Here is a 22,970-nt window from a genome sequence, read left to right as displayed (position 1 = left end):
CGTGCCCGTCCCGCCGGCCGGACCCGCGCAGGGCGGCCCCGCCCCGCTCGGCGGCATGCCGCCGCAGGCCGGACCCAACGCCGGTCCCGGGCCGATGGCAGGACCGATGCCCGGCGCCCACGCCGGACCCGGCCCGAAGCCGGGCGGTCCCGGGGCGGGCCCCGGCCCCGGCGCCGGTGGACGCCCGCCGGGCCGCCCCGAACCGATCGCGGTGCGCCCGCCGGACCCCAACGCCGTGGTGCCCCCAGGGGACCGCCGGGCCCCGCTGGCCGCGGGCGTCGACGTGATCCGCGGCGCCCGGTCGGAGGTGCGCAAGCAGCTGCGCGAGCAGCAGCGCCTGCGCATGTGGACGCTGATCGCGCTGGTGGCCGTGATCGTGGGCGCGCTGCCGTTCTACTTCGTGCTGCGCGCGGCGACCCGTGACCCCGTACTGACCACCCTGGACGCACTGGACGTGCCGTCGTGGGCGGTCACCTCCGGCAAGACCGTCGACAACATCTACGGCAGCCGGTGGTGCCTGATCGACTGCCGCTACCGCGAGCGCTCGCTGGAGTCCGAGAAGGGGATCGACGAGACCACGCAGGCGTACACCACGGCGCTCACCGACGCCGGCTGGGCCCGCTGGGACGTGGCCAGCTGCGTGCTGGACGAGGGCACCCAGGGCAAGTACTCCTGCTGGCGGCGCGACGAGTTCACGCTGGACCTGTGGGTCCGTCCGATCACCACGCCCGATTGCACCAACCTGCTGCGCAACCGGCCCACCATCGGCCCGAGCGAGGAGCCGGAGGCGGAGCCCAGCGCGGACCCGTCGGCCGCCCCGCCCGCGGGTGACCCGGATGCCTGCACGGGCTCCGCGGTGACCATCAAGGTGCAGAACACGGTCGCCGACGACCGCATCCGGTTCACCGCGGACCCGAACGGTGAGCAGGGGACCGGGGCGGACGAGGAGACCGGCGAGGAGACCGGGACGGAGAGTCCTGCCCCGACACCGTCGGCGAGCTGAGCCCGGCTGCTGCGAGCGCCGCCGCGGCGGGCGGTAGGGTCTGCACGTCAGGACAAAGTGCGACGTGCGGAGGATGTGGCATGTCTGGAGGCGAGATCGCGGCGCTGATCGCGGCGGGTGCGTTCGCGATGCTGGTGCTGGTGCTTGCCGTGCCGATCCTGCGGCTGCGGCACACCGTCGACGCCGCCACGGTGACGTTGCGGCAGGTCAGCCAGCGCACGGGGCCGATCCTGGACAACGTGAACCTGACCGTCGACAACGTCAACACGACGCTCGGCCAGACCCAGGTCACGCTCGACGGGGTCAACGTGCAGCTGGCGAAGGTCGACGTGATGACCCAGCACCTGGCGGCGACCACGGCCAACGTGTCGAACCTGGTGAGCGTGGTCACCGCGACCGCGGCCAGCCCGCTGGTGAAGGCGGCCGCGTTCACCTACGGCGTGCGGCGCGCCACGGCGGCCCGCAAGGAAGCCGATGAGGCAAAGTCGGTGCGTGACGAGCTCAAGGCGCGCAAGCGCACGCGGCGGGGCTGAGCCATGATCCGCAGGCTGCTCTGGCTCGGCGTCGGCATCGGCGTCGGCGTCGTGGTGGTGCGGTTGGTGACCCGCCAGGCGCGCAAGTTCACCCCGGCCGGGCTGGCCGGGACCGCCCAGGAATCCATTGGTCACGCCGCGGGCTCGGTGCGTAGCTTTATGGATGACGTCCGCGACGGCATGGCCGAGCGCGAGGACGAGCTCCTGGCGGCGTTCGAGGACGGTGTCTCGATCGAGCCCGTCGACCTGCCGTGGGCGCACGGCGTCGGCAGCAAGTTCTACCAGTTCAAGCAGCAGCAGGAAGGCGAGCAGCAGCGATGAGGACCGCGGAAGTCAAGCGACGGTTTCTGGCGCACTTCGAGGCCAACGGGCACACCGTGGTTCCGAGCGCTCCACTGCCGGCCATCGACGATCCGAACCTGCTGTTCGTCAACGCCGGCATGGTGCAGTTCGTGCCCTACTTCCTGGGCCAGCAGACCCCGCCGTTCCGGCGGGCGGTCAGCGTGCAGAAGTGCATCCGGACGCCGGACATCGACGAGGTCGGCAAGACCTCCCGGCACGGCACGTTCTTCCAGATGAACGGCAATTTCTCCTTCGGTGACTACTTCAAGGAGGAGGCGATCCGCCTCTCCTGGGACCTGATGACCAAGCCGCTGGATCAGGGCGGGTTCGGCATCGACCAGGCAAAGATCTGGGCGACGGTGTATCTCGACGACGACGAGTCGATCGGCTACTGGCGCGCGGTCGGCCTGCCCGCGGAGCGCATCGTGCGCCGCGGCAAGGCGGACAACTTCTGGTCCATGGGCATCCCGGGGCCGTGCGGCCCGTGTTCGGAGATCTACATCGACCGCGGTCCGGCGTACGGCCGCGAGGGCGGTCCGGAGGTCGACGAGGACCGCTACATGGAGGTCTGGAACAACGTCTTCATGCAGTACGAGCGGGGTCCGGGCACCGACAAGGAGAACTACCCGATCCTGGGCGACCTGCCGGCGCAGAACATCGACACCGGCATGGGCCTGGAGCGGATGGCCTCGATCATGCAGGGCGTCGACAACCTCTACGAGATCGACGAGGTCCGCCCGCTGATCGACAAGGCGTGCGAGCTGACCGGCAAGCGCTACAACGTCAGCCACACCACCACGGCGGCCGAGTCGCACCCCGACGACGTGCGGCTGCGCGTCATCGCCGACCACGTGCGCACCTCGCTGATGCTGATCGGCGACGGCGTGACGCCCTCCAACGAGGGCCGCGGCTACGTGCTGCGCCGCATCATGCGCCGGGCAATCCGGGCGATGCGCCTGCTGGGCTACGAGGACCCGGCCCTGCCGGAGCTGCTGCCGGTGGCGCGCGACAGCATGTCGCCGTCGTACCCGGAGATCGCGACCGACTTCGGCCGCATCTCGCAGTACGCCTACGCCGAGGAGGAGGCCTTCCGCACGACGCTGCGCGCGGGCACCACGATCCTCGACGTCGCGGTGGCGGACACCAAGAAGGCCGGCGGGAAGTCCCTCGCGGGTGACAAGGCGTTCCAGCTGCACGACACGTACGGCTTCCCGATCGACCTGACCCTGGAGATCGCGGCCGAGCAGGGCCTGTCGGTGGACACCGACGGGTTCAAGCGGCTCATGACCGAGCAGCGCAAGCGGGCCAAGGCCGACGCGCAGGCGCGCAAGACGGGTCACGCCGACCTGTCGGCGTACCGGGGCGCGCTGGACGCGGGTGGCGCGGTGGAGTTCACCGGCTACGCCGAGGTGTCGCGCGAGTCGAAGGTGCGCGCGCTGATCGGCAGCGGCGGCCTGATCACGTCCGCGGGCGAGGGCGAGCTCGTCGAGGTCGTGCTCGACGTCACCCCGTTCTACGCCGAGGGCGGCGGCCAGCTGCCCGACCTGGGCCTCATCACGGTCGGCGGCGGCAAGGTCGAGGTGCTCGACGTGCAGCAGCCGCTGCCGGGCCTGATCGTGCACAAGGCGCGGGTGCTGGAGGGCGAGGTCCGCTCCGGCGAGGCCGGTTACGCGCAGATCGACGTGGAGCGCCGACGGGCGATCTCCCGCGCGCACACCGCGACCCACCTGGTGCACCAGACCATGCGCAACTTCCTCGGCGAGTCGGCGACCCAGGCGGGTTCGCTGAACGCGCCGGGCCGGCTGCGGTTCGACTTCAACACCCCCGGCGCGGTGCCGGCCAGCGTGCTGCACGACGTCGAGCAGCAGGTCAACGAGGTGCTGATGAGCGACCTGGAGGTGCGCGCGTTCGTCACCTCGCAGGCCGAGGCCAAGCGGCTGGGCGCGATGGCGCTGTTCGGCGAGAAGTACGGCGAGTACGTGCGTGTCGTCGAGGTCGGCGAGTACGCCCGCGAGCTGTGCGGCGGCACCCACGCGGCCCGCTCGGGCCAGCTGGGCCTGGTGAAGATCCTGTCGGAGGGGTCGATCGGCTCCGGGGTGCGCCGGGTCGACGCGCTGGTCGGCATGGACGCGTTCCGGCACCTGGCCAAGGAGCACCTACTGGTGTCGCGCCTGGCCGAGCTGTACCGGGTGCCCAGCGAGCAGGTCGCCGACCGGGTCGAGCAGACCGTGGCGCAGCTGCGCGACGCGGAGCGCGAGCTGGAGAAGATGCGCGCGCAGCTGGTGCTCGGCGGGGCGGCGGCGCTGGCCGAGGGCGCGCTCGACCTGGGCGGCGTGGCCTACGTCGGCACCGAGGCGCCGGAGGGCGCGGCGGTCAACGACGTGCGCACGCTGGCGCAGGAGGTGCGCGGCCGCTTCCCGGCGGACCGTCCCGCGGTGGTCGCGGTGGCCTCGCGGGCCAACGGCAAGGCGTCGCTGATCGTGGCGGTCAACGAGGCCGCCAAGTCGCGCGGCGTGTCCGCGCAGGACCTGGTCAAGGGTGCGCTGTCGGGCCGGGGCGGCGGCAACGCCGACCTGGCGCAGGGTGGCGGCGTGCCCGCCGACCAGGCTCCGCACCTGCTGGCCGCGGTGCAGAACGCGGTGCAGAGCCGCTGATCCGAGCTGTTCCTCCGGAGCTCCGCCCCTGCCTTTGCGGCAGCGGGCGGGGCTCCGGTCTTTTCGTGTGGAGGGAAAGTCATGACGTGGACCCGTGGGGTGCGGCTGGGTGTCGACGTGGGCACGGTGCGGATCGGGGTGGCGGTGTGCGATCCGGATGGGATTTTGGCAACGCCGCTGGTCACGGTGGCACGACAGGCCAAACCGGATGATTCTGACATTTCGGCTGATATGGTGGAGATCGCGCGCCTGGTGGCGGACCATGGCACGGTGGAGGTGGTGGTGGGCCTGCCCATCAACCTCGCCGGGGTCGAGGGGCCGGCCGCCAAGCACGTGAGGGCATACGCCGACGCCCTGGCCGGTCTTATCGCGCCGGTGCCGGTGGTGCTCGCTGACGAGAGGATGTCCACCGTCACGGCCACCCGGCGGCTCGCCGACCGCGGTGTCCGGGGCAAGCGGCAGCGTGCCGTCGTCGACCAGGCGGCGGCGGTGGAGATCCTGCAGGGTTGGCTCGACGCGCAGCGAAGGCGAGCAGGATGATCGACGAACTGGACCGTGCTTTCGACGACGACCACGACGAAGATCCCCGGCCGGAGACCCCGCCGGGCGAGGCCAGTCGTCAACGCAGGCGGTTCGGTTGGATGCGGTCCGTGCTCGCCATGGGCCTGGCCTTGGTGCTGCTCGGGGCGCTGGGCATCGGCGCCCTGGTGGCGTATCAGAAGATCAGCGGGGCGCTGGGCACCTCCGACTGGGAGACCTCGGCCGACGGCACCGAGGTGCAGGTCGAGATCAAGAGCGGCGACACCCAGGCCGACATAGCGCGCACGCTGAAGGCGGCCGGCGTCATCGCCAGCGAGAAGGCCTTCGTCGAGGCCGGTGAGCGCAATCCGGACGCGCTGCGCATCCAGCCGGGCTTCTACAAGATGCGCACCCACATGAGCGCGAAAGACGCGGTGCTGCGCCTGCTGGATCTGAAGAACCGGATCGTCAACGGGATCACCATCCCGGAGGGGCTGAGCTCGTTCCGGGTGTTCAAGCTGCTGGCGACCAAGACGGGTATTCCCGAGGCCGACTTCAAGGCCGCCGCCGAGGACCCCATCGCGCTCGGGGTGCCCGACTGGTGGTTCAACCGCACCGACGACAAGAAGGTCGCGAAGTCGGTCGAGGGCTTCCTGTTCCCCGACACCTACGAGTTCGCCCCGAACGCCACCGCGGACGGCATCCTGCGGGTCATGGTCAACCGCTTCCTCACGGTCACCGGCAGCATGGGCTTCGCGGAGACCGTCCCGGCGCAGCTCGGCGGGATCGCGCCGTACGAGGCGCTGATCGTGGCCTCCCTCGCCCAGGCCGAGGCGGGCAACGCCGACGACTTCGGCAAGGTGGCCCGGGTCGCCTACAACCGGGTCTACAAGCGGATCCCGGACCTGACCTGTGCCTGCTTCCAGTTCGACGTGACCGTGAACTACTCGCGAGAGCTGGCCGGCAAGGATCCCAAACCGTCCAGCGGGCTGACCCACGACGAGCTGACCGACCCGAAGAACCCGTATGGCCGCAACGCCGAGGGGATGATCCCCACTCCGATCAACAACCCGGGCAAGGCCGCGCTGGAAGGCGCGATGTCGCCGCCGAAGGGTGATTGGTACTACTTCGTGGCGACCGACAAGGCGGGCCACTCCGCGTTCTCGGAGACGTTCGAGGAGTTCTGCCAGGACAACGAGACGGCCGTGAAGAACAAGGTGCTCAAGCAGAGCTCTTGTTGAGCCGCCCGTCTTGTCCGAATGCGCCCGTTAGATCCTGGGTGGAAGCTGAAAACCCCCCGTCCGCCCGGGGGTGTGCAAAACCCTTCACGTGTAACGTAGCCGCCGATGGCGACCCGTACGCGAGAGGGCACCGATGACTGACGAGCTTTTCCTGTCGTTCGAGGAGCACCCCGAACGCGGCCAACAGCGGCGTCGGCACGGGGTGGACAACAACCGTGGCCGGAACAACAACAAGAAGAAGAAAAAGAAGAAGAAGCGCGGCCGCGGCCGCTCCTTCCTCGCGCTCTTCCTCACCCTGTTCCTGCTGGGCGGCCTGGCCGGCGGTGCGTACCTGGGCTACGACAAGATCAAGAACTTCCTGGTCACCCCCGACTACACCAGCGCGGCATCCTCCGCCGAGGTCGAGGTGGAGATCAAGCAGGGCTCCCGAGGGCTGGACATGGCCAAGGTGCTCAAGACCGAGGACGTGATCAAGAGCGAGCAGGCGTTCATCGAGGCGTGGGAGAGCAACCCCGACGCCAAGAAGATCCAGCCCGGCCTCTACAAGCTGCGCGTGCAGATCAGTGCCGCCGACGCGATCACGATGCTGCTCGACACCAAGAACCGCATGGTCAACGGCATCCTCATCGCCGAAGGCCTGTCCTCGTTCAAGATCTTCAAGCTGCTCTCGGAGAAGCTGGGCATCCCGGAGGCCGACTTCAAGGCCGCGGCGAAGGACCCGATCGCGCTGGGCGTGCCCGCGTGGTGGTTCAAGCGGGAGGACGGCAAGAAGGAGAGCCGCTCGATCGAGGGCTTCCTGTTCCCGGACACCTACGAGTTCCCGAAGAACGTGACAGCGAAGTCGGCCCTGGCGATGATGGTCGAGCGGTTCATCAAGGTCACCGGGGACATGGGCTACGCCGAGAAGGCCGCCACGCTGAACATCTCGCCGTACCAGGCGCTGATCGTGGCGTCGCTGGCCCAAGCCGAGGCGGGCAACGCCGACGACCTCGGCAAGGTGGCCCGGGTGTCCTACAACCGCGTGTTCAGCGAGAAGGCCGTCGCCGAGATCGGCACCTGCCACTGCCTGCAGTTCGACGTGACCGTCAACTACTCGCGAGAGATCGCGGGCAAGCCGCCCGTGCACTCCAGTGAGCTGAGCCAGGCCGAGCTGACCGACACGAAGAACCCGTACAACCGCAACGCCAAGGGCCTGCCGCCCACCCCGATCAACAACCCGGGCAAGCTGGCGCTGGAGGGCGCGGCGGACCCGCCGAAGGGCGACTGGATCTACTTCGTGGCCATCGACCTGCAGGGCCACTCGGCCTTCTCGGCGACGCACACCCAGTTCTGCAAGGACAACCAGACGGCCGTGAAGAACAAGGTGCTGCCGCGGAGCTCCTGCTGATGCAGGCCGCGGTCCTCGGCAAGCCGGTCAGCCACTCGCTGTCGCCCGTCCTGCACAACGCGGGCTACGCGGCGGCGGGACTGACCGGCTGGTCGTACACCGCGATCGAGTGTGCCGAGGCCGACCTGCCCGCCTTCGTGGCGGGCCTGGACGCCGAGTGGGCCGGTCTGTCGCTGACCATGCCGCTCAAGGAGGTGGGGCTGGCCGTCGCGACGGCGGTCAGCCCGGTCGCCGCCGCGGTCGGGGCCGCGAACACGCTGGTCCACCAGCCGGACGGCAGCTGGCGGGCGGACAACACCGACGTGCCGGGCATGGTCGCGGCGCTGCGCGAGGCGGGCATCACCGCGGTGTCGCGGGTCGCCGTGCTCGGCGCGGGCGGCACCGCGCGGGCCGCCGTCGCGGCGGCGGCACAGCTCGGAGCCGAGTCCGTGATCGTGTACGCCCGCCGGGCCGAGGCGATCGACGAGCTGCGGCCCGTGGCCGACGCGCTCGGCGTGCCGCTGACCGGCGCGGGCTGGGCGGCGGCGGAGGAGTGCGCCGGCGCCGACGTGGTGATCTCGACCGTGCCCAAGGGCGTCGCCGACCACCTCCAGGTGCCGTGGCGGCCCAAGACGGTGCTGTTCGACGCGCTCTACGACCCGTGGCCCACCCCGCTGGCCGCCTCGGCGCAGCGGGCCGGAAACCGGATCGTGTCCGGATTGGATCTTCTGCTGAATCAGGCTCTGGGGCAGTTCGAGCAGTTCACGGGCGTTGCCGCACCCGTCGAGGCGATGCGCGGGGCACTGCGGGACGCGCGCCGCCGTTAGCCTGTCCGGGTCGGTGCGACCCTGGGGAGGCAGACCGGTGACGGAAGAGTTCTTTCTCGCGTTCGGCGATGAGCACGAACCGCGCCGGCCACGCCGGCCTGAGCATCAGCCGAGCCGCCGGCGCCGCAAGCGCCGCCGTGGCCGGACCGGTCTGGCCGTGGTCCTGACGCTCCTGCTGCTCGGCGGCGCTGGGGCCGGGTTGTATCTCGGCTACGACAAGCTCAAGGGATTGTTCGGCACGCCGGATTACACCTCCACGGCCGGCACGGCCGAGGTGACGCTGGAGATCCCGGAGCGGGCGTCCGGCGTCCAGATGGCCAAGCTGCTGAAGGCCAAGGACGTGATCGCCAGCGAGCAGGCATTCCTCGACGCGTGGGAGGACAACCCGAAGGCCGCGAAGATCCAGCCGGGCCACTACCGGTTGCGGGTGCGGCTCAGCGCGGCCGACGCCATCACGATGCTGCTCGATCCGGCCAAGCGCGTCGTCAAGGGGATCACCATCCCCGAGGGGCTCTCCTCGTTCAAGATCTACAAGCTGCTGGCGGAGAAGCTGGGCATCCCGGAGGCGGAGTTCAAGTCCGCGGGCAAGGATCCGGTGAAGCTGGGCGTCCCGGAGTCCTGGTTCGACCGGGGCGACCGGAAGGTCACCAGGTCGGTCGAGGGTTTCCTGTTCCCGGACACCTACGAGTTCCCGCCGGACGTCACCGCGCAGTCCGCGCTGGAGCTGATGGTGCAGCGCTTCCTGGCCGTCACCGCCGAGCTGAAGTTCGCCGACACGGTGCGTGCCGGGCTGAAGGTCGCCCCATACGAGATGCTGATCATCGCCTCGCTGGCCCAGGCGGAGTCGGGCACCCTGGCCGACCTGCCGAAGGTGGCCCGGGTCGCCTACAACCGGATCTTCAGGCCCAAGACGGGCGTCTGCACCTGCCTCGAGATGGACGTGACGATCAACTACTGGTTCGAGGTGAAGGGCAAGCCGACCAAGGAGTCGGGGAAGATGACCACCGCCGAGATGAACGACAAGAACAACCCGTACAACCACAACGTGCTGTTCCTGCCCACGCCGATCAACAACCCCGGGCGGGCGGCGCTGGCGGGCGCGGCCCAGCCGACGAAGGCGGACTGGTATTTCTTCGTCGCCGTCGACCAGCAGCGCAACTCGGCCTTCTCTTCGACGTACGCGCAGTTCTGCCAGGACAACGCCACCGCGGTGCGCAACAAGGTGCTGGCCCGCAACTCGTGCGATTAGGCGGCATCGGTGCGGTGACATCGCGGTGAATTCGCCCGGATGTCACCGCACCGTCGATCACCGGCTGCCCGCGGCCGCTGGACTCCTCCCGACGCAACTGTGCATGGAGGAGTAGACGATGGACCGACGTGACCTTTTCCTCGCCGGGGCGCTGAGCGCCGCGGTGGCGACGCCCGCCCTCATCGGCGTGCCCGCGTGGGCGTCCGGCGACGACCGTGACAATGGGCCGATGCGTGACCATGACCGGGGCCGTCCGCTGGTGGTCGGGCACCGGGGCGCCAGCGGCTACCGGCCCGAGCACACCCTCGCCTCGTACGAGCTGGCGGCCCGGATGGGCGCCGACTTCATCGAGCCCGACCTCGTCAGCACCCGCGACGGTGTGCTGGTGGCCCGGCACGAGAACGAGATCTCGGGGACCACCGACGTCGCCGCGCGGCCCGAGTTCGCGAGCCGCCGGGTCGCCAAGACGATCGACGGCGTGACGGTGACCGGCTGGTTCACCGAGGACTTCACCCTCGCCGAGCTGAAGACGCTGCGGGCGGTGGAGCGGCTGCCCGCGGTGCGCCAGCGCAGCACCATCTACAACGGGCTGTTCGAGGTGCCGACCTTCACCGAGGTGCTGCAGCTGCGCGAGCGGCTGTCCAAGGAGCTGCGCCGCGAGATTGGCGTCTACCCGGAGACCAAGCACCCGACCTACTTCCAGAACATCGGGCTGCCGCTGGAGCGCCCGCTGGTGGCGGCGCTGCGCCGGGACGGCCTGGACCGCCGGGACGCACCGGTGTTCGTGCAGTCCTTCGAGGCGGCGAACCTGCGCGAGCTGCGCTCGGTGCACCGGGTCAAGGCGCCGCTGGTCTTCCTGGCCGGCGCGGGCAACCCGTTCAACGACCCGCGCTCGTACGCCGAGTACCTGAGCCCGGCGGGCCTGGCCGGGCTGGCCGACGTGGTCAACGGGATCGGGCCGGAGAAGGGCCTGGTCATCCCGCGGGCGGCCGACGGCTCGCTGGCGGCGCCGACCTCGCTGGTCGCCGACGCGCACCGCGAGGGCCTCAAGGTGCACCCGTACACCTTCCGCGCGGAGAACCAGTTCCTGCCGGTGAACCTGCGCAACGGGGCGGTGCCCACCGAGTACGGCCGGATCCTCGACGAGCTGGCGGCGTACCTGGCCGCGGGCGTGGACGGCTTCTTCACCGACAACCCAGACCTGGGCGTGCTGGCCCGCACGCTGCACCGGTCCTGACCCGGCGCGCACGGCCACCGGACCGCGAAGCGACGGTGGCCGTGCGCATACTAGTGATATCAGCGTGTTTAGTCCTTAATATCCGATTTTCCTCGATACTCTGGCGCGGTTGTCCGTAGTCGAGCCAGCCGGGGGAACGAGAATGAGCGCGCGCAGGGTCGCCGTGGCCGGTGAGGTGGCGCTCGCCATCGTGGTGATCGCGGTCGCCGGGCTGCTGTCGTTCGTGAGCCCGGCGAGCCCGGCCGCGATGGCGTCGATCCCGCCGCTCGCCCCCGAGATCAGCGAGCCGTCCGCGGACGGGCAGCTGCTCAACGGCGCGGACGTGCACATGGAGGCGCAGCCGTTCGCCGACCCGGACGTGCGCGACGAGCACGCCTGCAGCGACTGGGAGATCTGGTCGGCCGCTCCCGAACCGGTGGAGCGGGTGTGGACCGCCGAGTGTGTGCACGGCGCCGCCCGTCTGCACACCCACCTGGGCAACGGCAAGTTCACCGGCGCGCTGGCCGGCAAGGCGGAGCTGCCGCCCGGCCGCACCTTCGAGGTGCGCTCGCGCTTCCGCTCGTCCTCGGCGGACCCGGCCACGCAGTGGAGCCCGTACTCGGTCCGTACCTTCCAGACCGACGTGCAGCTGGAGCCGCTGCCCGGCGCGCCGCAGTGGCGCGCCCTGCAGGACGGCTACGTGGTCGAGGAGGTCGCCTCCGGGTTCGCGCTGCCCGTCGGCATCGCGATGGCCGCCGCCCACCCGAACACCCCCGACGCCCCGCGCTTCTACGTCAACGAGCTCTACGGCCAGATCAAGGTGGTCCGCGGCGACTTCAGCGTCGCGACGTACGCCAAGGATCTGCTGAACTTCGACCCGACCGACAAGTTCCCCGGTGACGGCGAGCTGGGGCTGGGCGGGATCGTGGTGGAGCCGCAGTCCGGCGACCTGTTCGCCTCGATGGTCTACAAGGCGGGCAGCAAGCTCTATCCGAAGGTGGTCCGGCTGACCAGCTCGGACGACGGCACGACCGCCACCGGCGTGAAGACCATCCTGGACATGAAGGGCGAGGACATGGTGGCCTCGCACCAGATCTCCAACCTCACCATCGGCCCGGACGGCAAGCTGTACGTGCACGTCGCCGACGCCTTCGAGCCCAAGACGGCCAAGGACAAGAACTCGTTCCGGGGCAAGGTGCTGCGGGTCAACCTGGACGGCAGCGCGCCCGAGGACAACCCGTTCTACGACGCCGAGGACGGGATCAAGGCCAAGGACTACATCTACGCGCTCGGCTTCCGCAACCCGTTCGGCGGCGCGTGGCGGGCCGCCGACGGCCAGCACTACTCGGTGGAGAACGGCCCGTCCATGGACCGGTTCGCCCGCGTCACCCGGGGCACCGACTTCGGCTGGTACGTCGGCGACAGCGCGATGAAGAACAAAGCGCTCTACAACTGGACGGTCGCGCACGCCCCGGTCGGCATCACCTTCGTGCAGGAGGAGGGCGGCCAGGGCGCGGGTTTCCCGAAGGAGGTGTACGGCAACGCCTACGTCTCCGAGAGCGGTCCCACCTACGCCTCCGGCCCGCAGGTGCGCGGCAAGCGCATCGTGATGTTCGCCTTCGACGACAAGGGCAAGGCCACCGGGCCCAAGACGCTGATCGAGTACAACGGCAACGGCAAGTCCACCGTCGCCGGGCTCGCCGCGGGCGCGGACGGGCTGTACTTCAGCGCCCTCTACCCCGACGACGTCAAGGATGGGCCGTACGCGGCCAAGTCGAAGATCTACCGGGTGCGCTACGCCGAGCAGGCCGGGGCCGCGCCCAAGACCACCGGCGTGGACAAGAAACTGTGCACCGACGACGAGCTGAAGGTCACCGCCGCGCCCGCGAAGACGACCGTGGCCCGCAAGAGCCCGCTCAACATCACGCTCAAGGTGCAGAACACGTCGAAGCGCTCGTGCACCCGCGACGTCGGCGCCGACCTCCAGGAACTCCAGTTGCTGCGCGACGGGGAGAAGGTGTGGTCGTCCGACGACTGCGGCCCGCTGCACGGCAACCAGGTGGTGCGTTTCGGGCCTGGCCAGTCCCGCACCTACACCGTGACCTGGAACGGCAAGAGCAGCAACACCTGCGTGAAGAAGGGCCGCCGGGTGCCGGCCGGGCCGTCGCCGGCGGTCGGCCCGTACGAGATCGTGGCCCGCGTCGGCAGCGACCGCAGCGAACCAGTCACGATCAAACTGAAGTGACCGAACCGTGGGACGGACCGGATGCAGCTCACGTGACCTGCGTCCCGTCTGGTGGCACCGGCGGGGCGTGCCGGGCGTCCACCCGGTGCGCCGTGACAGACTGGTGATCGTGTTGCGTTGGCTGACCGCAGGGGAGTCGCACGGGCAGGCGCTGGTCGCCGTGCTCGACGGAGTGCCCGCCGGAATCGAGATCACCAGTGACGAGATCGGCCACGAGCTGGCCCGGCGCCGCCTCGGCTACGGCCGCGGTGCGCGGATGGCCTTCGAGCAGGACGTGGTGACGATCCTCGGCGGCGTACGCCACGGGCGCACCCTGGGCAGCCCGGTTGCGATCCAGGTCGGCAACTCCGAGTGGCCCAAGTGGCAGACCGTGATGTCCGCCGACCCGGTCGACCCGGACCTGCTGGCCGCACAAGCCCGCAACGCCCCGCTGACCCGACCCCGGCCCGGCCACGCGGACCTGGCGGGCATGCAGAAGTACGGCCACGACGACGCCCGGCCGATCCTGGAGCGCGCCAGCGCCCGGGAGACCGCGGCCCGCGTCGCCGTCGGCACCGTGGCCAAGGCCCTGATCAAGCAGGCGCTGGGCATGGACGTGCTGTCCCACGTCGTGGAACTCGGTTCCGTGGTCGCCAAGTCCGGCCTGGTGCCGGTGCCCGGCGACACCGAGCGCATCGACGCCGACCCGCTGCGCTGCCTGGACCCGCAGGCCAGCGAGCGCATGGTCGCCGAGGTCGACGCGGCCAAGCGCGACGCCGACACCCTCGGCGGCATCGTCGAGGTGCTCGTCTACGGCGTGCCGCCGGGCCTGGGCACGCACACCCAGTGGGACCGCAAGCTCGACGCCCGCATCGCCACCGCGCTCATGTCCATCCAGGCCATCAAGGGCGTGGAGATCGGCGACGCGTTCACCCAGGCCCGCTCGCGCGGCTCGGTGGCGCACGACGAGATCGTGCCGACGCCCGACGGCGTGAAGCGGATCACCGACCGGGCCGGCGGCCTGGAGGGCGGCATGACCTCGGGTGAGCCGCTGCGGGTGCGCGCCGCGATGAAGCCGATCTCGTCGCTGAACCGCGCGCTGTCCACGGTGGACGTGGTCACCGGCGAGGTCGCCACCGCCATCAACCAGCGCTCCGACGTGTGCGCGGTGCCCGCGGCGGCGGTCGTCGCCGAGGCGATGATGGCGCTGGTGCTGGCCGAGGCGGCGACGGAGAAGTTCGGCGGCGACTCGGTCACCGAGATCCGCCGCAACCTCGCCGGCTACCTGGACAACCTGCTGATCCGCTGAGCGACCACCGGGTTCGCGCCGTGGCGGGACCGGGGAGGGGAAAGACCGTGAGCAAGCCGTTGTGCGTCCTGGTCGGCGCGCCCGGGGCGGGCAAGTCCACCGTCGGGCGGCTGCTGGCGCAGGCCTACGGGGTGCCGTTCCGCGACACCGACGCCGACGTGGAGGCCATCGCCGGCAAGCCCATCTCGGAGATCTTCATCGACGAGGGCGAGCCGCACTTCCGGGCCATGGAGACGGCCGCGGTCGCCGCCGCGCTGGCCGAGCACGAAGGCGTGCTGGCGCTGGGCGGCGGCGTGGTGCTCGCCGAGGACAACCGGGCGCTGCTGGCCGGGCACACCGTGGTCTACCTGAGCGTGGACCTGTCCGACGCGGCGTCGCGGGTCGGGCTGGGCCAGGGCCGGCCGCTGCTGAACTTCAACCCGCGGGCCACCCTGCGCTTCCTGCTCGACCAGCGGCGGCCGCTCTACCAGCAGGTCGCCGTGCACACCGTGGTCACCGACGGGCGCACCCCGGAGGAGATCACCGCCGAGCTCGTCGAGCTGCTGAAGGGCTGACATGTCCGAGCTGACCCGGATCGCCGTGGGCGGCGACCAGCCATACGAGGTGCTGGTCGGCCCCGGCGTGCTCGCCGAGCTGCCCGCCCTGGTCGCCGGCGCCGACCGGGCCGCGGTGCTGTACGCGCCGCCGGTGCGGGCGTACGCCGAGCAGGCCGCCGCACACCTGGTCGACGCGCGGATCCAGCCCGTGATGATCGAGGTGCCCGACGCCGAGGCCGGCAAGACCGTCGCGGTCGCCGAGCGCTGCTGGGACGAGCTGGGCCGGGCCTCGTTCACCCGCAACGACGTGGTGGTCGGGGTCGGCGGCGGTGCGGTCACCGACCTGGCCGGCTTCGTCGCCGCCTGCTGGCTGCGCGGGGTGCGCTGGGTGCCGGTGTCCACCAGCATCAACGGCATGGTCGACGCGGCCGTGGGCGGCAAGACCGGGGTGAACACCGCCGCGGGCAAGAACCTGGTCGGCGCGTTCTACCCGCCCGCCGGGGTGCTCTGCGCCACCGAGGCGCTGGCCACCCTGCCGACCGCGCAGCTGCTGGCCGGGATGGCCGAGGTGGTCAAGGGCGGCTTCATCGCCGACCCGGTGATCCTCGACCTGGTCGAAGCCGACCCCGCGGCGGCCGTCGACCCGGCCGGGCCGGTGCTGCGCGAGCTGATCGAACGCAAGATCGCGGTGAAGGCCCACGTGGTCGGCGAGGACCTGCGCGAGTCCGGCCTGCGCGAGATCCTCAACTACGGCCACACCCTCGGCCACGCCATCGAGCGGCGCGAGCAGTACCGCTGGTCGCACGGGCACGCGGTGAGCGTCGGCCTGGTGTACGCCGCCCGGCTCGGCGTGCTCACCGGCCGCCTCGACGAGGCCTCCGCCGCCCGCCACGCCGCCATCCTGCGCTCGCTGGGCCTGCCGGTGTCCTATCCCGCCGACGCCTGGGACGACCTGCGCGCCACCATGTCGGTGGACAAGAAGGCCCGCGGCAGGGCGCTGCGCTTCGTGCTGCTGAACGGGATCGCCCGGCCCGTCACCGTGCCGATCGACGACGAGGCGCTGCTGGCCGAGGCCTACCGGGCCATCGCCTCCTGAAGGAGACCGCCATGAAGGTGTACGTGCTCAACGGGGTCAACCTCGGCCGGCTCGGCACCCGCCAGGTCGACGTGTACGGCGTCACCACGTACGCGTCGCTGGTGGAGCTGTGCGAGAAGACGGGCGCGCTGCTCGGCCTGGACGTCGAGTGCCGCCAGACCGACCTGGAGGGCGAGCTGGTCGGCTGGCTGCACCAGGCCGCCGACGAGCACGCCGCGGTGGTCCTCAACCCCGGCGCGTGGAGCCATTACTCCTACGCCGTCCGCGACGCCTGCGCGATGCTCAACGCCCCCCTGATCGAGGTCCACATCTCGAACATCCACACCCGCGAGGAGTTCCGCCACCACTCGGTCGTCTCCGCCGTCGCCACCGGCGTCATCGCCGGCCTCGGCGTCGACGGCTACCGCCTGGCCCTGGAACACCTCTTCCACCGCCTCACCGACTGACCCCGGGGTCAGCGCTGGCCGGTGGCTTCGGTGAGGAGTTGGTAGACCTGGGCGCGGCCGGTGACGCGGACCGGGTGGCCGCCCTCGCGGGGGCGGTCGGCGACGGCGGGCATGCCGAGCAGGGCGGCCGCGGCGACCAGCGTCTGGGCCGCCGCGGGGGAGCCGGCGCGCACCGTGAGCTGTCCGGCGTGCGCGTCGACGCCGCCGGTGAGCATCGCCATCCGCCACACCCCCAGCGCCGCCTGCCGCGAGTCCGGCACGCCGGGGGCGGCGGCCAGCAGCTGGGTGCGGCTGCGCCAGGCCCCGGTGAGCGCCCGGGTGATCCGGTTGTACGCGCCCGCGGACACCTCGACGCGCAACCCGTCTCGCTCGGTGCGGACCACGTTCGCCCAGGTCAGTGTGGACAACAGGCTGGCCAGCCGGGCGGCCGCGGCGGGGGAGGAGGTCTGCGCGATGGCGGTCGACGCCGCGGGCCGGTGCCAGCCGGACGGTCGCAGCTCCTGCCAGCCGAAGGCCGCTTCGAGCAGCGGGAACGCCCCCAGCGGGGCCTGTGACAGGGCGCGGTCCAGCGGCGCCATCTCGGCCCGGGAGGCGTCCGCGGGCATGGTCGGCGTGTCCGGCGCGGTGCCGTAGGCGGGCTCCGCCGGGGCGGCGAGCGGGGGGAGGTCCGTGAGCAGGGTCGCTGACATGGGACGGTCTCCTCTCAGGCAGGTCAGGTGCGGGGGATCTCGCGATCGGCGACGACGGTGCCGTCGGCGACCCGGTAGGCCCAGACCACGATGGCGGAGTCCACGAGCTCACCCTGTGGGGTGAACTGCAGCAGGCCCGTGACGCCGTCCTGGGCGTACGCGTCGACGAAGACCTCCATGTCGCGGCGGGTGGTGCGGCCGGCCTCGAAGCCGGCCAGGAAGATCGACGCGGCGTCGTACGCCTCGGCGCTGTAGGTTCCGGCGTCCTTGCCGAACCCGGCCCGGTAGTGCGCCGGGAAGTCTCGGGACGCCCGCTCGGGCGGCAGGCAGGCGCAGGTGATGACGGCACCCTCGGCGGCGCGCACGCCCGCGGCGCGGACGAAGCCCGCGTCCTTGACCCCGTCGCCGCCCACGAACGTGGCGGTCAGCCCCGCGTCGCGCATCGCCTTGAGCAGGGCCCCGCCGCTCGAGTAGTAGCCGCCGTAGAAGACGACGTCGGCCCCGGCGGAGCGGATCTGGCTGACCACCGAGGAGAAGTCGACCTGGCGGGGCGGCACCGCGGCCCGCTGCACCACCTTGCCGGACAGCGTCGCGGCGACCTCGTCGGCCAGGCCGCGGCCGTACGCCCCGGTGTCGTCGATGACGAAGGCCTTGCGGGCGTGCAGCACCGTGTCGATGTACCGGGCGGCCGCCGGTCCCTGCGAGGCGTCGTTGCCGATCAGGCGATGGAACGTCGACCAGCCGCGCTGGCTCAGGTTGGTACGGGTCGCCGAAGGGCTGACGATGGTGACCAGACCCTGGTCGAACAGCGGCAGGGCGGCCGCGGACTCGCCGGAGAAGGCCGGCCCGACCACTCCCATGATCTTCGGGTCGGCCACGATCTGCTGCGCCAGCGCGGTGGCCTGCTTCGGGTCGCTCTGCGAGTCGAAGTCCTGCAGCGTCACCGGGCAGTCGGAGTGCCGCCCGTTGTACTGCTCGACCGCCAGTGCGGCGCCGGCGCGGATGTTGGTGCCCAGATCCGCCGAGGCTCCGCTGAGCGGGCCGATGACGGCGATCTTCAACCCGCACGGCCGGTCCGGCGGCGCCGCGGTGCCCGCTGTCGCGTCGCAGCCGGGCATCGACACCAGCGCGAGCAGCGCGAGTATCGAGACAACCCGTGCGTACGGCCCTCGCAACAGCCGACCTCCTCGACGTAGGGTGCGCCTATCCTGCCCGGATGAGCGTGAGGATTGCATGAGTAACCCGGTGGAAACGGCGTGGCCGGCTGCCCGTAAGCGGGTGGCGGCCGTGTTTGTGCTGGTCGCGACCCTACTGGGTGGCTGCAGCGGCGGCCAGGTGACCGTGCAGCCCACCCTGGCGCCCGCCCCGGGCCGGCCCTCCGACCTGCAGCCCGCGCTCTTCGGCATCAGCTCGGACACGCTGGGCTGGATAGTGATCGACGCGCAGGGTTACGTGCTCTACCGCAGCGAGCTCGACGCCAACCGGCCGTCCCGCTCCGCCTGCACCGGCACCTGCGTCCAGCAGTGGCTGCCCGTGCCCGCCGCCGACCCGATCCGCGTCGAGGGCATCGACCGCCAGCTCATCGGCACCCTGACCCGCCCCGACGGCACCAAGCAGCTCACCCTCGCCGGCTGGCCCCTCTACGGCTACACCGGCGACCGCATGCCCGGCGACGCCAACGGCCACGGCCAGGACGGCCACTGGTTCGCCGTCACCCCCATCGGCACTCGCGCCGGCCCCACCCCCGCCTGACCAGGGTCAGGGGGTCGGCAGGGTGAGGGTGGCCTCGGTGCCGCCGCCATCGGCGGTGCGCAGGGTGAGGGAGCCGTCGTGGAGGTCGGCGACCCAGCGGGCGATGGCCAGGCCCAGGCCGGTGCCGTTGGGGGAGCCGGGCCGGAAGCGCTCACCCGCGGCCGACACGTCGGCGCCGGGGCCGGGACCGGCGTCGCGGATGACGACCGTGCCCGGTTCGACGGTCAGCGTGATGGTGGCCGGGGCCTCGGCGTCCCGGCCGTGCTGCACCGCGTTGTGGATCAGATTGCGCAGGGCGATGCGGACCAGTGTGGGGTCACCGAGGGCGACCGCGGGCCGGGTGTACGCCGTGGCGCTGTGCGGCGGCTGCACCGTGTCGGCCAGCACCTCCTCGGCGAGCTGGTCCAGCCGGAACCGCTGGCGCTCCAGGTGACGCAGCCCGGCGACGAGCCGGGCCCGGGTGAGCAGCGCGGCGACCGCGTCGGTCAGCCGGTCGGTGGCCGCGATGACCCGGCGCAGCGCGTCCGGCTGCTGGGCGGGCAGGCTCAGCGCCGACTCCGACACCGCCCGGATCACCGTCAGCGGGGTGCGCAGCTCGTGCGCCGCATCGGCGACGAACCGCTCCTGCTGGGTGAGCGCGTCGGCGATCGGCTGGGTGCCGCGGCGGGCCAGCAGGTAACCGCCCAGGCAGGTCATCACCGTGAACGCGGTCCCGCCGACGACCAGCGCGACCGCCAGCCGCCGGTGCGCGGCCTCTCCCGGCCCCGGATCGGCCACCGCGACCACGGTGCCCGCGATGGCCCCGGTGTCGGCGTGCCGGAACGGTACCGCGAGCAGGTGCACGACCTCCTGCTGCTCGTCCTGGACCGCCTCGCTCAACTCGCCGCCCCCGGCGCGCACCTGCCGGGCAGGCCCGAGCAGCTTCGGCGGCGCGATGACAGCCAGCCGGGCCGGGTGCGCGAAGACCAGCGTGACGTCGGCACGATCGGCCTCGTACACATAAACCGCCGTCGACCCCTGCGCGATCGCGTTGTCATAGAGCTTGTCCAGCAGCAGCGCGCCCGAGTCGTAATAGAGCAGCGCCACCGCGGTCCCCGCCGTGCGGTGCAGATCGGCACTCACCGCCTCCGCCCGCTGCCGCTCGTCGACTACCAGCGCCACCGCTCCCATCCCCGCCAACCCGATGATGTTCAGCGCCAGTAGCAGAGCGGTCAACCGCATCCGCAACCCCGCCAGCCGCTCGGCAGTCTGCAACTGCCGCGTCTCCCGCCTCACCCCGCCACCCCACCCGTGATCACGATGATCTTGCGCGGACTGTTGCCGTTTTGTTGGGTGTGCGCGTGTCGTACCCACCGGCCGCGCAAGATCGTCGCGATCATCAGCGGCCGGCCAGGTCGACGCGGTAGCCGGTGCCGCGGACGGTGGTGATGACGGGGGGGTCGCCTAGTTTGCGGCGGAGTTGGCCTACTACTACGTCTACGACGTTTGAGGTGGGGTCGGCTTGTTCGTCCCAGCAGTGTTCGAAGAGGTCGGCGCGGGTGACCACGGCGGGGCGGCGGACCAGGAGCATCTCCAGGACGGAGAACTCCTTGGGGGTGAGGGTGAGCAGGATGCCGTCGCGGCGGACCTCGCGGCGCGCGGTGTCGACCTCGACGTCGCCGGCGCGCATCACCGGGGGGAGCATGGTGCCGCGGCGGCGGCACAGGGCGCGGACGCGGAGCACGAGTTCGGCGGCGACGAAGGGTTTGACCACGTAGTCGTCGGCGCCGGCCTCGAAGCCGGCGACCCGGTCGGTGACGTCGTCGAGCGCGGTCAGCATGAGGGCGGGCACCCCGAGGCCGGCCTCGCGGCGGCGGCGCAGCTGCCCGGCGGAGTCGCCCTCCGGCAGGATGCGGTCCAGCACCAGGCAGTCGTAGTCGTTGACGCTCATGTTCACGTCGGCCTGGCTCCAGTCGGCCGCCTGGTCGACGGCGAACCCGACCGCGCGCAGGGCGGTCACGACCACCCCACGCACCTCAGGGTCATCCTCCACCACCAGCACCCGCACGGCGGCGAGGCTAGCAACCAAGATGCTCGCGCGGCTAGCGCGGCCGCTCGGGACGGGTGGCCGGGACGGGTGATCGTCACACGGTGTCCCCGGCCACCCGCGCGGCCGGGGACAGATCACGGGCCGGTAAAGTAGTCAGGTCTGTTCTTTGTCAAGTATCTGATCATGTACGGGAGCCAAGCTGTGGCTAGCACGAACGACCTCAAGAACGGCATGGTGCTCAACCTCGACAAGGAGCTCTGGGCCGTCGTCGAGTTCCAGCACGTGAAGCCCGGCAAGGGTCCGGCTTTCGTGCGGACGACCCTCAAGCACGTGCTCACGGGCAAGGTCGTCGACAAGACGTTCAACGCCGGCACCAAGGTCGAGACCGCGAACGTCGACAAGCGCACCATGCAGTACCTGTACGCCGACGGCGACGACTTCGTCTTCATGGACCTGGACACCTACGACCAGATCCACGTCAGCGGCGTGACCGTCGGCGACAACGTGAACTACCTGCTGCCCGAGGCCGAGGTGGTCGTCGCCACCCACGACGGCGTGCCGCTGTACGTCGAGCTGCCGACCAGCGTGATGGTCAAGATCACCTACACCGAGCCGGGCCTGCAGGGCGACCGCTCGACCGGCGGCACCAAGCCGGCCACCATCGAGACCGGCGCGACCGTGCAGGTGCCGCTGTTCATCACGAACGGCGAGAAGATCAAGGTCGACACCCGCGACGGCCGTTACCTGGGCCGGTCCTGATGGGCCTGTCGCCCGTCCGGGGGACTGCTCGTGGCTGAGGCACCGAAGTCGCAGTCGTCCGCGCGCCGCAAGGCACGCAAGCGGGCGCTCGACGTGCTTTACGAGGCGGATCTGCGCGACCTGCCGGTGCGCACCGTGCTGGCGGCATACCTGGAGCGCATGGAAGCGCCGCGCCCGGAGCACCTGCCGTACGCGATCTCGCTGGCCGAGGGCGTGAACGAGCACCTGGACAGCATCGACGAGACGATCGCCACCTTCGCCGAGGGCTGGACGATCGACCGGATGCCGGTGGTCGACCGCAACCTCGCCCGCATCGCGGTCTACGAGCTGCTGTACGTGCCCGAGATCGACGACCCGGTGGCCATCACCGAGGCCGTCGAACTGGCCCGCGAGCTGTCCACCGACGATTCGCCGCGCTTCCTCAACGGCCTGCTCGGCCGCATCGCGGACTACTCGCCGCGCCACTGAGCCTTTCAACGCGAAAGCGGCCTTTCACCCTTGCCGGGGTGAAAGGCCGCTTTCGTCGGTGCGGGAGAGTGTCAGCTCGCGAAGAACGCGCGCGGGTCGGCCACGAGCACGCCGTGGTCGGCGAGGCGCTCGATCAGCTCGGTGGGGGTGCAGTCGTAGAAGACCGCGAGCGCCTGCAGGTCGACGGCGCGGATGGAGAGCACCCGGCCGTTGTAGTCGCCGCGCTGCTGCTGGATGGCGCGCGCGTAGCGGGCGACCGAGGCGAGGTCTTCCTTCGCGCCGTCGTAGAGCCGCTCCAGGTCGAGGACGATCTTGCTCGTCGCCTCCTGGCGCGGGGCGGGGCCGTCGGGCAGGAGCTCGCCGACGGGCACGCGGTAGAAGTCGGCCAGCTCGGCCAGTCGGGACACCGTGACAGCACGGTCGCCGCGCTCGTACGAACCGACGACGACAGCCTTCCAACGCCCGTTCGACTTCTCCTCCACGCCCTGCAGGGACAGGCCCTGCTGCTGGCGGATGGAGCGCAGTCGCGCACCGAGGGACTTGGCGTAATCAGACGGCATTCCGACACTCCCAGCTATATGCCGGGGCGGGTTCCCCGACGATCGCTACGCAGCGTGACGGTACGGCGCGGAAGACACGCGGTCAAGTGCTCGTTGACCACAAGTTGAGACAACCTCATCCGAGTAGCTTGATCAACTGAACTGATCCGCCA

General features: G+C 71.1%; 23 protein-coding genes. 18 read left to right on the top strand and 5 right to left on the bottom strand.

Going from position 1 to position 22,970, the window contains the following annotated elements; genetic code table 11:
- The 15 genes from F9C41_RS40850 to aroQ form a co-directional block, all read left to right on the top strand.
- Window positions 1–1,003: hypothetical protein (locus F9C41_RS40850; protein ID WP_196280000.1), on the top strand; the 1,003-nt coding region annotated here is incomplete at its 5' end.
- Window positions 1,004–1,083: 80 nt separating this feature from the next.
- On the top strand, window positions 1,084–1,536 hold the full coding sequence (locus F9C41_RS28725) for a DUF948 domain-containing protein (RefSeq protein WP_155389947.1): 453 nt from the start codon (window positions 1,084–1,086) through the stop codon (window positions 1,534–1,536).
- A 3-nt stretch (window positions 1,537–1,539) separates the two neighbouring features.
- On the top strand, window positions 1,540–1,857 hold the full coding sequence (locus F9C41_RS28720) for a hypothetical protein (protein WP_196279999.1): 318 nt from the start codon (window positions 1,540–1,542) through the stop codon (window positions 1,855–1,857).
- A complete protein-coding gene (gene alaS, locus F9C41_RS28715; RefSeq protein WP_155389946.1) occupies window positions 1,854–4,532 on the top strand; it encodes an alanine--tRNA ligase in 2,679 nt (892 codons plus the stop codon). The genes F9C41_RS28720 and alaS overlap by 4 nt, the downstream gene beginning before the upstream one ends.
- 81 nt (window positions 4,533–4,613) lie before the next feature.
- A complete protein-coding gene (ruvX, locus tag F9C41_RS28710; RefSeq protein ID WP_155389945.1) occupies window positions 4,614–5,072 on the top strand; it encodes a Holliday junction resolvase RuvX in 459 nt (152 codons plus the stop codon).
- Complete coding sequence (gene mltG / locus F9C41_RS28705) at window positions 5,069–6,292, top strand: endolytic transglycosylase MltG (protein ID WP_155389944.1); 1,224 nt, start codon at window positions 5,069–5,071, stop codon at window positions 6,290–6,292. Before ruvX ends, mltG (F9C41_RS28705) begins: the two co-directional genes overlap by 4 nt.
- Before the next feature lie 133 nt (window positions 6,293–6,425).
- Window positions 6,426–7,679: an endolytic transglycosylase MltG gene (gene mltG / locus F9C41_RS28700; RefSeq protein WP_155389943.1), complete on the top strand. Its 1,254-nt coding sequence runs from the start codon at window positions 6,426–6,428 to the stop codon at window positions 7,677–7,679.
- Window positions 7,679–8,485: a shikimate dehydrogenase gene (locus tag F9C41_RS28695; RefSeq protein ID WP_155389942.1), complete on the top strand. Its 807-nt coding sequence runs from the start codon at window positions 7,679–7,681 to the stop codon at window positions 8,483–8,485. The genes mltG (F9C41_RS28700) and F9C41_RS28695 overlap by 1 nt, the downstream gene beginning before the upstream one ends.
- A 37-nt stretch (window positions 8,486–8,522) precedes the next feature.
- Window positions 8,523–9,734: an endolytic transglycosylase MltG gene (mltG, locus tag F9C41_RS28690; RefSeq protein WP_407924743.1), complete on the top strand. Its 1,212-nt coding sequence runs from the start codon at window positions 8,523–8,525 to the stop codon at window positions 9,732–9,734.
- Window positions 9,735–9,852: 118 nt separating this feature from the next.
- A complete protein-coding gene (locus F9C41_RS28685) occupies window positions 9,853–10,971 on the top strand; it encodes a glycerophosphodiester phosphodiesterase (RefSeq protein ID WP_155389940.1) in 1,119 nt (372 codons plus the stop codon).
- Window positions 10,972–11,113: 142 nt separating this feature from the next.
- Window positions 11,114–13,195, top strand: a complete 2,082-nt coding sequence (locus F9C41_RS28680) for a PQQ-dependent sugar dehydrogenase (RefSeq protein WP_155389939.1) — start codon at window positions 11,114–11,116, stop codon at window positions 13,193–13,195.
- A 109-nt stretch (window positions 13,196–13,304) separates the two neighbouring features.
- Window positions 13,305–14,483: a chorismate synthase gene (aroC, locus tag F9C41_RS28675; RefSeq protein WP_155389938.1), complete on the top strand. Its 1,179-nt coding sequence runs from the start codon at window positions 13,305–13,307 to the stop codon at window positions 14,481–14,483.
- 47 nt (window positions 14,484–14,530) lie between these two features.
- Window positions 14,531–15,037 carry a shikimate kinase gene (locus F9C41_RS28670; protein ID WP_230690092.1) on the top strand — a complete coding sequence of 169 codons (507 nt, stop codon included), beginning with the start codon at window positions 14,531–14,533 and terminating at the stop codon, window positions 15,035–15,037.
- A gap of 1 nt (window position 15,038) precedes the next feature.
- Window positions 15,039–16,115 (top strand): 3-dehydroquinate synthase, encoded by a 1,077-nt coding sequence (gene aroB, locus F9C41_RS28665; protein ID WP_155389937.1) that lies wholly within the window; start codon window positions 15,039–15,041, stop codon window positions 16,113–16,115.
- Window positions 16,116–16,126: 11 nt separating this feature from the next.
- Window positions 16,127–16,561: a type II 3-dehydroquinate dehydratase gene (gene aroQ / locus F9C41_RS28660; protein ID WP_120320093.1), complete on the top strand. Its 435-nt coding sequence runs from the start codon at window positions 16,127–16,129 to the stop codon at window positions 16,559–16,561.
- Window positions 16,562–16,569: 8 nt separating this feature from the next.
- Here the strand turns inward: aroQ and F9C41_RS28655 are convergent, their stop codons facing one another.
- Both F9C41_RS28655 and F9C41_RS28650 read right to left on the bottom strand, forming a co-directional pair.
- Complete coding sequence (locus F9C41_RS28655; protein ID WP_155389936.1) at window positions 16,570–17,250, bottom strand: hypothetical protein; 681 nt, start codon at window positions 17,248–17,250, stop codon at window positions 16,570–16,572.
- A gap of 23 nt (window positions 17,251–17,273) precedes the next feature.
- Window positions 17,274–18,425: a branched-chain amino acid ABC transporter substrate-binding protein gene (locus F9C41_RS28650; protein WP_196279997.1), complete on the bottom strand. Its 1,152-nt coding sequence runs from the start codon at window positions 18,423–18,425 to the stop codon at window positions 17,274–17,276.
- Window positions 18,426–18,537: 112 nt separating this feature from the next.
- Here F9C41_RS28650 and F9C41_RS28645 point away from each other — a divergent pair, with 112 nt between their 5' ends.
- Window positions 18,538–19,002 (top strand): hypothetical protein, encoded by a 465-nt coding sequence (locus F9C41_RS28645; protein ID WP_196279996.1) that lies wholly within the window; start codon window positions 18,538–18,540, stop codon window positions 19,000–19,002.
- 6 nt (window positions 19,003–19,008) lie between these two features.
- On the opposite strand, the gene F9C41_RS28640 is transcribed toward F9C41_RS28645, so the two are convergent.
- Complete coding sequence (locus F9C41_RS28640; protein ID WP_155389933.1) at window positions 19,009–20,277, bottom strand: sensor histidine kinase; 1,269 nt, start codon at window positions 20,275–20,277, stop codon at window positions 19,009–19,011.
- Between the two features lie 103 nt (window positions 20,278–20,380).
- On the bottom strand, window positions 20,381–21,049 hold the full coding sequence (locus tag F9C41_RS28635) for a response regulator transcription factor (protein WP_155389932.1): 669 nt from the start codon (window positions 21,047–21,049) through the stop codon (window positions 20,381–20,383).
- A gap of 183 nt (window positions 21,050–21,232) precedes the next feature.
- Between F9C41_RS28635 and efp the strand changes: the two genes are divergently transcribed.
- Both efp and nusB read left to right on the top strand, forming a co-directional pair.
- Window positions 21,233–21,790, top strand: coding sequence for an elongation factor P (gene efp / locus F9C41_RS28630; RefSeq protein WP_144128173.1), 558 nt, complete (start codon window positions 21,233–21,235; stop codon window positions 21,788–21,790).
- A gap of 30 nt (window positions 21,791–21,820) precedes the next feature.
- On the top strand, window positions 21,821–22,258 hold the full coding sequence (gene nusB / locus F9C41_RS28625) for a transcription antitermination factor NusB (protein ID WP_155389931.1): 438 nt from the start codon (window positions 21,821–21,823) through the stop codon (window positions 22,256–22,258).
- Between the two features lie 71 nt (window positions 22,259–22,329).
- On the opposite strand, the gene bldD is transcribed toward nusB, so the two are convergent.
- On the bottom strand, window positions 22,330–22,818 hold the full coding sequence (bldD, locus tag F9C41_RS28620) for a transcriptional regulator BldD (protein WP_120320100.1): 489 nt from the start codon (window positions 22,816–22,818) through the stop codon (window positions 22,330–22,332).
- Window positions 22,819–22,970 lie beyond the last annotated feature (152 nt).

It is taken from the genome of Catellatospora paridis, assembly GCF_009720365.1.
Taxonomy (GTDB): Bacteria; Actinomycetota; Actinomycetes; order Mycobacteriales; family Micromonosporaceae; genus Catellatospora; species Catellatospora paridis.
Note: the sequence above shows the minus strand (reverse complement) of the source record. Positions and strands in the feature narration are given on the sequence as shown.